This is a genomic window from Corynebacterium humireducens NBRC 106098 = DSM 45392, assembly GCF_000819445.1.
Classification (GTDB): domain Bacteria; phylum Actinomycetota; class Actinomycetes; order Mycobacteriales; family Mycobacteriaceae; genus Corynebacterium; species Corynebacterium humireducens.
This window is the reverse complement of the sequence record NZ_CP005286.1, coordinates 2,247,454-2,260,147: the sequence shown is the minus strand read 5'-3', so window position 1 is coordinate 2,260,147 and position 12,694 is coordinate 2,247,454. Positions and strand designations below refer to the sequence as shown.

The window sequence follows — 12,694 nt, the reverse complement described above, 5'->3', positions numbered from 1 at the left end:
AGGTCCAGCCCTTCCGCGTCATGCAGATGCTCGACATCGTGCACCGACGCGCCCGCGAGGGGAAGCACACCATCATGCTGTGCGCCGGGCAGCCCTCCACGGGTGCCCCGGCCCCGGTCCTGACCGCGGCGGAGGAGTCCCTCCACGCCTCGCCCCTCGGGTACACCGAGGTGGTCGGTGACCGCGACCTCCGGGAGATCGTCGCGGCCTGGCACTCCGACACCTACGGCGTGCACACCAGCGCGGACAACGTGGTGATCACCACCGGCTCCTCCGGTGGCTTCGTCGCGTCCTTCCTGGCCGTGCTCGACCACGGCGACGCCGTCGCCCTGTCCTGCCCCGGTTACCCGGCGTACCGCAACATCCTGGAGTCCCTCGGGGCGCGGGTGGTCAACCTCGTGTGCGACGAGTCGACCCGCTTCCAGCCGACGGCCGCGATGCTCGAGGCACTGCCGGAGGCTGACAGGCCGCGGGCGGTGATCGTCACCTCCCCGGGCAACCCCTCCGGCACGACCATCGACCCCGCGGAGCTCGAGCGCATCGCCCGCTGGTGCGAGGACAACGACGCCGTGCTCATCTCCGACGAGGACTACCACGGCATGTCCTTCGGCCGCCCCCTGGCCACCGCACGCCAGTTCTCCGACCGGGCGATCGTCGTGGGCACGCTGTCGAAGTACTACTCCATGACCGGCTGGCGCGTCGGCTGGCTCATCCTCCCCGACGAGCTGGTCACCCCCGTGGAGAACCTGCAGGCCTCGCTGGCGCTCTGCCCGCCGGCGATCTCGCAGGTCGCCGGGCGTGCCGCCTTCACCCCGGAGGCGCGCGCCGAACTCGACTCCCACGTCGAGCGCTACCGCGCCGCCCGCGCGGTGCTGCTCGAGGAGCTGCCGGCGGCCGGTTTCACCACCATGGCGGAACCCGACGGCGGGCTCTACCTGTGGCTCGACGTCTCCCACGTCACCGACGACTCCGAGGCCTGGTGCCACGAGCTCGTCGAGGAGATCGGCGTGGCCTTCGCGCCGGGCGTCGACTTCGACCCGATCAACGGTCACAAGTGGGTCCGCCTCACGCTGTGCGCCCCGGAGGAGGAGACCCGCGAGGCGATCCGGCGCCTCGGCGAGTACGTGCGTCGCTGACCGCGCGGCGACCTGCGGCGCGGGGGAAACGGCCCGGATCCGGGGACTCCCGGGCCACCCCCGCCGCTGGTCATGCGATAATCGGGGGCGTGGCTGAGAAGAAGAAGATCGCGAACGTCCTGTCCAACCGCTACGCCTCCGCGGAGCTGAGCAACCTGTGGAGCCCGGAGTACAAGATCATCCTGGAGCGTCAGCTCTGGATCGCCGTGATGAAGGCGCAGAAGGATCTGGGTGTCGACATCCCGGCTGAGGCCATCGACGCCTACGAGGCCGTCATCGACCGGGTCGACCTCGAGTCGATCGCCGACCGTGAGCGGGTCACCCGCCACGACGTCAAGGCCCGCATCGAGGAGTTCAACGACCTCGCGGGGCACGAGCACATCCACAAGGGCATGACCAGCCGCGACCTGACGGAGAACGTCGAGCAGCTGCAGATCTACCGCTCCCTGGAGTTCATCCGCGACAAGTCCATCGCCGTCGTCGCACGCATCGCGGACCGCGCCGCCCAGTACAAGTCCCTGGTCATGGCCGGCCGTTCCCACAACGTCGCGGCGCAGGCCACGACCCTGGGCAAGCGTTTCGCCACGGCGGCCGACGAGATGCTCGTCGCCATCGAGCGCACCGAGAACCTCCTGGACCGTTACCCGCTGCGCGGCATCAAGGGTCCGATGGGCACCGCGCAGGACATGCTCGACCTCATGGACGGCGACCAGAACAAGCTCGCCGCCCTGGAGACCTCCATCGCCGACCACCTCGGCTTCTCCCGCATCTTCGACTCCGTCGGTCAGGTGTACCCGCGTTCCCTGGACTTCGACGCCGTGTCCGCGCTGGTGCAGCTGGGTTCCGGCCCGTCCTCGCTGTCGCACACGATCCGCCTCATGGCCGGCACGGAGACCGTGACGGAGGGCTTCAAGGAGGGCCAGGTCGGCTCCTCCGCGATGCCGCACAAGATGAACGCCCGTTCCTGCGAGCGCGTCGGTGGTCTGCAGGTCATCCTGCGTGGCTACCTGACCATGACCGCGGATCTGGCCGGCCAGCAGTGGAACGAGGGTGACGTGTTCTGCTCCGTCATCCGCCGTGTGGCGCTGCCGGACGCGTTCTTCGCCATTGACGGCATGTTCGAGACCTTCCTCACCGTCCTCGACGAGTTCGGCGCCTTCCCGGCGATGATCAACCGTGAGCTGGAGCGTTACCTGCCGTTCCTGGCGACCACCCGCATCCTCATGGCGGCGGTCCGCGCGGGCGTCGGCCGTGAGACGGCGCACGAGGTCATCAAGGAGAACGCCGTCGCCGTGGCGCTCAACATGCGTGAGAACGGCGGTGACCAGGATCTCATCGAGCGTCTCGCCGCGGATGAGCGTCTGCCCATGTCGCAGGCGGATCTCGACGCCGCCCTGGCCGACCGTCACGCCTTCATCGGCGCGGCGGAGTCCCAGGTCGACCACGTGCTGCGTCGCGTCCAGGTGCTTGTCGACGCCCACCCCGAGGCGGCCCAGTACAAGCCCGGGGAGATTCTGTAATAGACTCCCCTGTCATGCGTCCTGAGCTGTCCGACTACAACCACATCTCCGCCGGCAAGGTCCGCGAGATCTACGAGGTTGATGACAACACCCTGCTGATGGTGGTCTCCGACCGTATCTCGGCCTACGACCACATGCTCGAGCCGGAGATCCCCGACAAGGGGCGGGTGCTCACGGCGATGAGCGTGTTCTTCTTCAACGCCATCGACTTCCCGAACCACCTCGCCGGCCCCATCGACGACCCGCGGATCCCGGAGGAGGTGCTGGGTCGGGCGCTGATCGTGAAGAAGCTGAAGATGCTGCCGTTCGAGTGCGTCGCCCGTGGCTACCTCACCGGCTCCGGGCTGAAGGAGTACCAGGCGGACGGCACCGTCTGCGGCATCGAGCTGCCGGAGGGACTCGTGGAGTCCTCGAAGCTGCCGGAGCCGATCTTCACCCCGGCGACCAAGGCGGAGCAGGGTGACCACGACGAGAATGTGAGCTTCGAGGTGGTCGTCGAGAAGCTCGGTGAGAAGCGCGCCAACGAGCTGCGCGACGCGACCCTGCGCATCTACTCGGAGGCCGCCGCGCTGGCCGAGGAGAAGGGCATCATCCTGGCGGACACGAAGTTCGAGTTCGGTCTCGACGAGGACGGCACCCTGGTGCTGGCCGATGAGGTCCTGACCCCGGACTCCTCCCGGTACTGGCCGGCCGACTCCTATGAGGAGGGCAAGGTCCAGCCGAGCTTCGACAAGCAGTACGTGCGCAACTGGCTGACCTCCCCGAAGTCGGGGTGGGACCAGTCCGACGACACCCCGCCGCCGGTGCTGCCGGGCTCCGTCGTCGAGGCGACCCGGGAGCGCTACATCGAGGCGTACGAGCGTCTGTCGGGTGAGAAGTTCTGCACCTGGGTCGGCCAGTGCGTGTAACCCTCTCTTAGACCCCGGGCATCTGCCCGGGGTCTTTTTCATGGGCGGAGGCCTGTCACGGGCGTCCCCGCCGGCGGCACTAGGATCGGTGGGCATGACTGTGACGCCCCCGATCGCCCCGCGCCATCCCGTGGTCCGTGAGTTCCACGGCCGCACGTTCACCGACAACTACGAGTGGATGCGCGACAAGGAGTCCCCGGAGACCATCGCGTACCTCGAGGCGGAGAACGAGTACACGAAGCAGCAGACCGCCGACCTGGAGGATCTCACGGAGGAGGTCTACCAGGAGATGAAGGGCCGCATCAAGGAGACGGACATGTCCGTCCCGCAGCGGGCCGGCGACTGGTGGTACTACGGTCGCACCATCGAGGGGCAGAGCTACGGCCTGAGCTGCCGCATCCCCGTGGCGGAGGGCCAGGATCCGTGGACCCCGCCGGTCATCCCGGAGGAGGGCCGCCCCGAGGGGGAGCAGGTCCTGCTGGACCTCAACGAGCTGGCGGAGGGGCACGAGTTCTTCTCGGTCGGCGCCTCCTCGGTGACCACGTCGGGGCGTTACCTCGCGTACTCCGTGGACACGACCGGTGATGAGCGTTTCACCCTGCGCATCAAGGACCTGGAGACCGGGGAGCTGCTGCCGGACGTCCTGGAGAACATCTACTACGGCGCCACCTGGGCGGGGGAGGAGTACCTCTTCTACCAGCGTGTCGACGACGCCTGGCGCCCCGACACCGTGTGGCGGCACCGCATCGGCACCGACCCGGCGGAGGACGTGTGTGTCTTCCGGGAGGAGGACGAGCAGTTCTTCACCGGCGTCGGCGCGACCCGCTGCGAGCAGTGGCTCATCATCGAGGCGGCCTCCAAGATCACCTCTGAGACGCGTGTCCTGCGCATGGACGACCCGGAGGGGGAGTTCCAGGTGCTGTGGCCGCGTGAGAAGGGCATCGAGTACGCCGTCGACCATGCCGTCATCGACGGGGAGAGCCGGTGGATCGTCACGCACAACGCGTCGGGCCCGAACTTCGAGGTCGGTGAGTGCGGCGTCGATAAGCTCCCGCACCTGCGGGACCTCAACGTGCTCATCCCGCATCGCGACGACTGGCGGATCGAGGGCGTCGACACGTTCCGCGACTTCCTGGTCGCTGCTTATCGACGCGGCGCCATCGGCCGCCTCGCCCTCATGGTCCTGCCCGAGCACGGCTACGGCCACTTCACGGAACTCGAGTTCGACGAGGAGCTCTACACCGCCGGCTCCCTCGGCAACCCGGAGTGGGACGCCCCGGTGATCCGCATCTCCTACGGCTCGTTCACCACCCCGGCCCGGCTGTTCGACTACCGCGTCGCGACGGGCGAGTTCACCCTCCTCAAGGAGCAGGAGATCCGCGGCGGCTACGACCCGGCCGAGTACACCGCCTACCGCCTGTGGGTGACCGCCGACGACGGTGCCGAGATCCCCGTCTCCCTGGTCCACCGCGCCGACCTCGACCTGACGAAACCGCAGCCGACGCTGCTCTACGCCTACGGCTCCTACGAGTCCAGCATCGACCCGGGCTTCTCCATCGCCCGTCTCTCCCTCATGGACCGCGGCATGATCTTCGCCGTGGCCCATGTCCGCGGCGGCGGCGAGATGGGCCGCGCCTGGTACGACACCGGCAAGCAGCTGAGCAAGAAGAACACCTTCACCGACTTCATCGCCGTCGCCGACGACCTCATCAGTCGCGGCTTCACCGCCCCCGACCGCCTCGTCGCCGAGGGTGGCTCCGCCGGCGGCATGCTCATGGGTGCGATCGCCAACCTGGCCCCCGACCGCTTCGCCGGCATCCAGGCCGTCGTCCCCTTCGTCGACCCGCTGACCTCCATGCTCAAGCCCGAGCTGCCGCTCACGGTCACCGAGTGGGACGAGTGGGGCAACCCCTACGACGACGCCGAGGTCTACGACTACATGGCCTCCTACGCCCCCTACGAGAACGTCACGGCCCAGGACTACCCCGACATCCTCGCCATCACCTCGCTCAACGACACGCGCGTCCTCTACGTCGAACCCGCCAAGTGGATCGCCGCCCTCCGGGCCACCGCGACCGGCGGGGAGTTCCTGCTCAAGACCGAGATGTCCGCCGGTCACGGCGGCGTGTCCGGCCGCTACGCCCGCTGGCGTCAGACCGCCTACGAGTACGCGTGGACCCTGCGGGCCTCCGGGGCCGTCGTCACCTCGGCAGGACAGCCGGGGCAGGTCGTGCGATAATCCCCCTTATGCGTGGCCGGCTCCTGGTATCCATCTCCAGTATCTTCAGTGACACACGGGGAGCTGTGGCGGGCATGGTCACCTCCCTCGACGCCGAGGGAATCCCGGTGTCGCTGCTGGTCGCGCCGCATATCGACGGCAACTGGCACCTCGCCAAGGACGCCCGCACCCGGGACTGGCTGCGGGGGCAGCAGGAGTCCGGGCGGGTGCTCATCCTCAACGGTTTCGACCAGGCGGTGCAGGGCCGTCGCGCCGAGTTCGCGAACCTCGGGGCCCACGAGGCCCGTCTCCGCGTTGCCGGTGCCACCCGCCAGATGCGGAAGATCGGCTTCGAGACCGACATCTTCGCCCCGCCCCGCTGGCGCATGTCACCCGGCACCCTCGAGGTGCTGCCCGACTTCGGGTTCACCCTCGCCGCCAGCACCCGCGGCCTCCACGTGCTTGACGACGGCCGCTTCCTCCAGTGCCGCAACCTCTCCGTCGGTGAGGGCTTCGGCGCGGCGAAGTGGTGGCGCCGCAACGTCATCCGCGCCGCCGAGCGGGGCGCGGCACGCGGCAACACCATCCGCCTGTCGGTCTCCGGCCGTAACCTCCTGGACAAGAAGGTCGCGAATGACTTCCTGCGGGCCGCCCGCGCCGCCGTCGCCGCAGGCGCTGACCCGGGTGACTACCGCGACGTCGTGAAGTAGAACCAGAAAGAACCCCGGCCCCCTCGCGAGGAGGGAGCCGGGGTTCGTGCTGTCAGACGCTTAGCGGCGACCGTTGTTGTGGAAGGAGGAGTGCGCCGGGCGACCGTTCTCGGAGGAGTGGGCCGGGCGGCCGTTCTGCTTCGGCTCCTCCGGCTCAACCGGCTCCTCCGGCTCAACCGGCTCCTCCGGCTCCTGGGTGGTGGTCAGGTGGAAGCCGACCTTCACCGGGTCGTGGTCGGAGGAACGGAAGTAGTTGTCCTCGTGGAAGTCGACCACGTTGTAGAGGCGGCGGGAGTACTCGTAGATGATCGGCTCATCGGCGTTGATGTTCCAGATGCGCGCGTCCTCGACGAGCTCCATCGCGGCGGCGTTACCCAGGGCATGGTCCAGGGAACCGAGCAGGCCGCTGAACTGGTAGGTGGTGTGCTCCGGGTCGTACTGGGCGGCGATGTTGGTGTAGCCGGCGTTCTCCAGGACGGAGATCGCGGTCTCGCGGGAGTAGGCGTTGATGTCACCGAGGATGAAGGTCGGCAGCTCGACCCAGTCGGCCTGGTCGCCGAGGTGCTCGATGAGGGCCTGGGACTGGTTGGCGCGGACGGTGGCGTTGTTGCCCTGGCCGTCGCCCTGGTCGGAGTCACCCATGGCGACGGAGCCCTTGGACTTGAAGTGGTTGACCACGGCGACAAACGACTGGCCGCCGCCGACCGGCTGGAACTCCTGGGCCAGCGGCTGGCGGGCGGTGCCGGTGAAGCGGGCGTCGTCGAAGATGCGGGACTCGCCGACGGTCTCGACGGTGGCCGGGTTGTAGATGAAGCCGACGCGGATGACGTCCTCGTCGGTACCGACCTGCGCCGGGGAGGTGACGTAGGCCCAGCGCTCGAAGCCAGCGTCGGCGTTGAGGGCGTCGACCAGCAGGGACAGCGCCTCGTCGCGACGCTCGATGTCACCGGTCAGGGCGTAGGTGTTCTCGATCTCCTCGAGGCCGAGGACGTCGACGTCGAGGGCGTTGATGGCGGCGACGATCTTGGTCTGCTGGTCCTGGAACGCGGACTCGGAGTAGGCGCCGCGGACGTCGCAGTAGTTGGTGGCGACCGGGTTGCCGTACATGTCGGTGTACGCGCGGCAGCCGGCCTCGTCCTTGCCGAGGGAGGTGAAGTAGTTCAGCACGTTGAAGGACGCGATGGAGTAGTCACCGGCGACGGTGTCCATGGCGCCGATCTCAGCGGTGCGGGTGTCCTCCCAGGTGATGGGGAGCTCGGCGGCGGAGTTGTGGCCGGTGATCGGGGTGGTCGGCTGGAAGCGCCAGTAGTTGTGGGAGAAGTCCACGGTGACCGGGTGCTGGAAGTCCACGGCCGCGCCGGTGCGGATCGACATGTGCGGGGCACCGTCGACGGCGACGTACGGCAGCGGGGTGTTCTGGTCGCCGGTCATGTAGTTGCGGGTGCGGCCGTCGTCGAGAAGCACCAGCTCGGCGAGCTGCTCGGCGGCGAGCTGCTGCACAGCGGAGGCCGGGTCGGTGTCCGGGGCGTACAGGTCGGTGGGCTGACGGTGGGCGGTGGTGCCCGGGGCCAGGCCGATCTCGCCGTAGGTGTTCAGCGAGTAGTTGTTGGTCACGGTGTGCGCACCGGTCGGCAGGACGAGCATGTGCTCGTAGGGCTCGCGGGCCTCATCGCCGGCGGGCAGCTGCTCGATCTCGGTCGGGACGACCGGGGCGAACGCGGTGTCCGGGAGGGTGATCGTCGGGCGGTTGAGCTGCGTGACGTTGTAGTACTCCTCGGCCTGACCGGTGACGATCAGGGAGTCGCCGATCTCCGGGAACTCGCCGCGGGAGCCCAGGTAGACGAAGATCGCGTCGGAGGCGTCCCCGACCTGCTTCTCGACGCCGCCCGTCCCCGGCGTCTGGATGATGATGCCGTTGCGGCCGCCCTCGTCGTAGACGGCGGTGACGACACCCTCGGTGGTGACCTGCTGGCCGGCGTACGGGGTGACGTCGCCGGTGCCCTGGATCTCCGCGATGGTCACGGTCGGGTCCTCGGTCTCGCCCGGCTCGGTCGGGTCGGTCGGCTCGCCGGCCATGCCCGAGTTCTGCGGGGTCGGGGTGGAACGGGCGAAGTCTAGGGCGTTGTTGTCGGTGTCCACGCCGTCGTTGATGCGCGCGGTGGAGGTCGCGTTGGTGGTGGACTGGGCCGGGGCAGTCTCGAAGCGGGTGGCGGAGCCCCAGCCGACGAGGTCGACGGCGGTGCCGGTGGCGTCGAAAAGCTCGGAGATCGCGTTGGTGCCCGAGTAGTTGAAGGTGCCGACGGAGTCCGGGGTGGGCAGCTCGCCGGTGGCGTTGTTGCCGGCCGCGCCCTGGATGAGGAAGTAGCCGCCGGCCGGGATGACACCTTCGGTGATGGTGTGCAGGGTGCCGCGGTTGTCGGCGGCGGAACGCTGGTCGATGGCCCAGCCGGACAGGTCGATGTCGCGGTCGGTCGGGTTGTACAGCTCGACGAAGTCGTGGGAGTAGACGGAACCGGAGTTGCCGCCACCTCCGTAGACCTCGTTGATGACGACGTTGGAGCCGTCGGGGGCGGCGGTGGCGGTGACAGGGACGAGGACGAGCGCCAGGCCGGTGGTGGCGGCGGCGATCAGTCCTGCGGCAGGACGGAACATCAGTGTGACCCTCTGGGAATGAAATCGGCGGAATGACGGTTGACCCGAATGTGTCTGGGCACATTCGGCCACGCGCATACCTAACCCTTGATCACACCTACTCGCATCCCGAGAACCAAGAATTCATCGGGGGTTCACCCGGCGGGGGAGTGTGGCGTCGGTTGCAGGAGCGTTTGCCGAGTATTAACCGGGGCGTTGACGCGCTATGCTGAGACCGACCAATTCCGGCGAAGATAAGGGAAAACTGTGGCCCGTGTTGTTGTGAATGTCATGCCGAAGGCGGAGATCCTCGACCCCCAGGGACAGGCTGTCCACCGCGCACTGGGACGCATCGGCGTCACAGGCGTCAGCGACGTACGTCAGGGCAAGCGTTTCGAGCTGGAGGTGGACGACTCCGTCACCACCGCCGATCTCGAGAAGCTCGCTGAGACGCTGCTCGCCAACACCGTGATCGAGGACTTCGAGGTCGTCGGCGTGGAGGTCGCCAAGTGACCGCCAAGATCGGAGTCATCACCTTCCCCGGCACCCTGGACGACGTCGACGCGGCCCGCGCCGTGCGCATCGCCGGCGCCGAGGTGGTCAACCTCTGGCACGCCGACGAGGACCTGAAGGGCATCGACGCCGTCGTCGTTCCCGGTGGCTTCTCCTACGGCGACTACCTGCGTTCGGGAGCCATCTCCGCCATCGCCCCCGTCATGCGTGCCGTCGTCGACGCCGCCGGCAAGGGCATGCCCGTCCTGGGCATCTGCAACGGCTTCCAGGTCCTCACCGAGGCCCGCCTGCTGCCGGGCGCCCTGACCCGCAACGAGGGTCTGCACTTCCACTGCACCGACACCTACCTGGAGGTCGTCAACGCGGACACCGCGTGGACCTCCAACTACGAGGCCGGCCAGAGGATCCTCGTCCCCGCCAAGCACGGTGAGGGCCGCTTCCAGGCCGCCCCGGACACCATCGAGATGCTCGAGGGCGAGGGCCGCGTGGTCTTCCGCTACACCGACAACTACAACGGGTCCCTCAACGCGATCGCCGGCATCACCAACGAGACCGGCCGCGTCGTGGGCCTCATGCCGCACCCGGAGCACGCCGTCGAGGTCCTCACCGGCCCGTCCACCGACGGTCTGGGGATGTTCCTGTCCGCCATCGGCACGATCGCAGCCTAGGAGGGCTTGAATAAATGACCGTTCACAATGACACCGTCGACGCCGCCCTGGAGACCCCGGAGCTCGAGCAGCCCTGGGAGGAGCTCGGCCTCAAGGAGGACGAGTACGAGAAGATCAAGGGCATCCTCGGCCGCCGTCCCACGGACGCTGAGCTGACCACCTACTCCGTCATGTGGTCGGAGCACTGCTCCTACAAGTCCTCCAAGGTGCACCTGCGCTACTTCGGTGAGACCACCACCCCGGAGATGGCCTCCAAGATCCTCGCCGGCATCGGCGAGAACGCCGGCGTGGTCGACATCGGAGGCGGCGACGCCGTCACCTTCCGCGTCGAGTCCCACAACTCCCCGTCCTTCGTCGAGCCGTACCAGGGTGCCGCCACCGGCATCGGCGGCATCGTCCGCGACATCATGGCCATGGGCGCCCGTCCCATCGCCGTGATGGACCAGCTGCGCTTCGGCCCGGCTGACGCCGCCGACACCAGCCGTGTCCTCCCCGGCGTCGTCGCCGGCATCGGCGGCTACGGCAACTCCCTCGGCCTGCCGAACATCGGCGGCGAGACCATCTTCGACGAGGCCTACCTGGGTAACCCGCTGGTCAACGCACTGTGCGTGGGCACCCTCAAGGTGGAGGACCTCAAGCTGGCCTTCGCCTCCGGCGCCGGCAACAAGGTCATGCTCTTCGGTTCCCGTACCGGCCTCGACGGCATCGGTGGTGTCTCCGTCCTCGGTTCCGCGAACTTCGAGGAGGGCGAGGAGCGCAAGCTGCCGGCCGTCCAGGTCGGTGACCCCTTCGCCGAGAAGGTGCTCATCGAGTGCTGCCTCGAGCTTTACGACGCCGGCGTGGTCGTCGGCATCCAGGACCTCGGCGGTGGCGGCCTCGCGTGTGCCACCTCCGAGCTGGCCGCCGCCGGTGACGGCGGCATGCGCGTCAACCTCGACAACGTGCCGCTGCGCGCCGAGAACATGACCGCCGCCGAGATCCTCGCCTCCGAGTCCCAGGAGCGCATGTGCGCGATCGTGACCCCGGAGAACGTCGAGAAGTTCAAGGCGATCTGCGACAAGTGGGAGGTCACCTGCGCCGAGATCGGTGAGGTCACCGACGAGCCGGACCGTCTCCTCGTGGTCCACAACGGTGAGGTCGTCATGGACGCCCCGCCGTCCACCATCGACGAGGGCCCGGTCTACCAGCGCCCGTACGCACGTCCCGTGTGGCAGGACGAGCTGCAGCAGTACGTCCCGGTGGAGCGCCCGGAGGACCTCGGACAGGCCCTCAAGGACATGGTCTCCTCCCCGCACCTGTGCTCCCGTGACTTCATCACCGAGCAGTTCGACCGCTACGTCCGCGGCAACACCGTCAAGGCGAAGTACTCCGACGCCGGTGTCCTGCGCATCAACGAGGAGACCAGCCGTGGCGTCGCCGTCTCCGCCGACGCCTCCGGCCGCTACACCAAGCTGGACCCGAACACCGGTACCCGCCTGGCGCTGGCCGAGGCCTACCGCAACGTCGCCGTCACCGGCGCCCGCCCGGTGGCCGTGACCAACTGCCTCAACTACGGCTCCCCGGAGAACCCGGACGTCATGTGGCAGTTCCGCGAGTCCGTCCACGGCCTCGCCGACGGCGCCAAGGAGCTGAACATCCCGGTCTCCGGCGGCAACGTCTCCTTCTACAACCAGACCGGTGACACCCCGATCCTGCCGACCCCGGTCGTCGGTGTCCTCGGCGTCATCGAGGACGTCCACGACGCCATCGCCCACGACCTGGGCACCGTCGAGGAGAAGGAGGTGCTCATCCTCCTGGGTGAGACCTTCGACGAGTTCGGCGGCTCCATCTGGCAGAAGATCTCCGGTGGCGGCCTCAACGGCATGCCGCCGAAGGTCGACCTGGCCAACGAGGAGCGTCTGGCGGACTTCTTCGTGGGCAACCGCGACGTCACCGCCTCGCACGACCTCTCCGAGGGTGGCCTGGCACAGGCCGTCGTCGAGATGGCCTTCCGTGCACCGGGTGGCGTGGCGCTGGACCTGTCCGGCGTCCACGAGGACGAGTTCGTCGCCCTGTTCTCCGAGTCCGCCTCCCGCGCCCTGGTCGCCACGACCGAGGACAAGGTCGACGCCGTCCTGGCCCGCGCCGCCGAGTTCGGTGTGCCGGCCGTGCGCATCGGTGAGACCACCGAGGCCCGCGAGCTCACCTTCGGCGACGTCACCGTCGACCTGGATGAGCTGAAGGACGCCTGGAAGGCGACCCTGCCGAACCTCTTCGGTCACGCAGTGGGCGCCAACGCGGTCGTCGAGTAGCACCGCACCTGTCGATGCCCCGTGCCACGGCACGGGGCATCGTTGTTTCCTGAGGCTCTGGTGTGTGAGGTCAGGCGGGTGTACCGTGGCCTACGTGGC

General features: G+C 68.4%; 9 protein-coding genes. 8 read left to right on the top strand and 1 reads right to left on the bottom strand.

The annotated features are described in order from the left end of the window. Positions 1-20: 20 nt before the first annotated feature. The 5 genes from B842_RS11145 to B842_RS11125 all read left to right on the top strand — a co-directional run bounded on the left by B842_RS11145 (position 21) and on the right by B842_RS11125 (position 6,492). On the top strand, positions 21-1,136 hold the full coding sequence (locus B842_RS11145) for a pyridoxal phosphate-dependent aminotransferase (RefSeq protein ID WP_040087643.1): 1,116 nt from the start codon (positions 21-23) through the stop codon (positions 1,134-1,136). Positions 1,137-1,216: 80 nt separating this feature from the next. Then, positions 1,217-2,656 carry an adenylosuccinate lyase gene (gene purB / locus B842_RS11140; RefSeq protein ID WP_174520243.1) on the top strand — a complete coding sequence of 480 codons (1,440 nt, stop codon included), beginning with the start codon at positions 1,217-1,219 and terminating at the stop codon, positions 2,654-2,656. Positions 2,657-2,670: 14 nt separating this feature from the next. After that, a complete protein-coding gene (locus B842_RS11135) occupies positions 2,671-3,564 on the top strand; it encodes a phosphoribosylaminoimidazolesuccinocarboxamide synthase (protein WP_040086718.1) in 894 nt (297 codons plus the stop codon). Positions 3,565-3,658: 94 nt separating this feature from the next. Continuing rightward, entirely contained in the window at positions 3,659-5,803 is a 2,145-nt protein-coding gene (locus B842_RS11130; RefSeq protein WP_052437900.1) for a S9 family peptidase, read from the top strand. An 8-nt stretch (positions 5,804-5,811) separates the two neighbouring features. Next, positions 5,812-6,492 carry a DUF2334 domain-containing protein gene (locus B842_RS11125; RefSeq protein ID WP_040086717.1) on the top strand — a complete coding sequence of 227 codons (681 nt, stop codon included), beginning with the start codon at positions 5,812-5,814 and terminating at the stop codon, positions 6,490-6,492. A 60-nt stretch (positions 6,493-6,552) separates the two neighbouring features. Here the strand turns inward: B842_RS11125 and B842_RS11120 are convergent, their stop codons facing one another. Then, the gene (locus B842_RS11120) at positions 6,553-9,144 is read right to left on the bottom strand and encodes an ExeM/NucH family extracellular endonuclease (protein WP_052437899.1); all 2,592 of its coding nucleotides are present in this window, start codon (positions 9,142-9,144) and stop codon (positions 6,553-6,555) included. 246 nt (positions 9,145-9,390) lie between these two features. On the opposite strand from B842_RS11120, the gene purS reads away from it, so the two are divergent. From purS to purL, 3 genes are read left to right on the top strand one after another with little or no spacing between them, the layout of a single operon-like run. After that, positions 9,391-9,636: a phosphoribosylformylglycinamidine synthase subunit PurS gene (gene purS, locus B842_RS11115; protein ID WP_040086716.1), complete on the top strand. Its 246-nt coding sequence runs from the start codon at positions 9,391-9,393 to the stop codon at positions 9,634-9,636. Then, complete coding sequence (gene purQ, locus B842_RS11110; protein ID WP_040086715.1) at positions 9,633-10,304, top strand: phosphoribosylformylglycinamidine synthase subunit PurQ; 672 nt, start codon at positions 9,633-9,635, stop codon at positions 10,302-10,304. Before purS ends, purQ begins: the two co-directional genes overlap by 4 nt. A 14-nt stretch (positions 10,305-10,318) precedes the next feature. Then, complete coding sequence (gene purL / locus B842_RS11105) at positions 10,319-12,595, top strand: phosphoribosylformylglycinamidine synthase subunit PurL (protein WP_040086713.1); 2,277 nt, start codon at positions 10,319-10,321, stop codon at positions 12,593-12,595. Positions 12,596-12,694: the final 99 nt, after the last annotated feature.

What these genes read in the sequence shown, in the direction of transcription:
- B842_RS11145 (WP_040087643.1), top strand. Translation starts at nt 21, where the DNA reads ATGCAGATGCTCGACATCGTGCACCGACGCGCCCGCGAGGGGAAGCAC.
- B842_RS11135 (WP_040086718.1), top strand. Translation starts at nt 2,671, where the DNA reads ATGCGTCCTGAGCTGTCCGACTACAACCACATCTCCGCCGGCAAGGTC.
- B842_RS11130 (WP_052437900.1), top strand. Translation starts at nt 3,659, where the DNA reads ATGACTGTGACGCCCCCGATCGCCCCGCGCCATCCCGTGGTCCGTGAG.
- B842_RS11125 (WP_040086717.1), top strand. Translation starts at nt 5,812, where the DNA reads ATGCGTGGCCGGCTCCTGGTATCCATCTCCAGTATCTTCAGTGACACA.
- B842_RS11120 (WP_052437899.1), bottom strand. Translation starts at nt 9,144, where the DNA reads ATGTTCCGTCCTGCCGCAGGACTGATCGCCGCCGCCACCACCGGCCTG.
- purL (WP_040086713.1), top strand. Translation starts at nt 10,319, where the DNA reads ATGACCGTTCACAATGACACCGTCGACGCCGCCCTGGAGACCCCGGAG.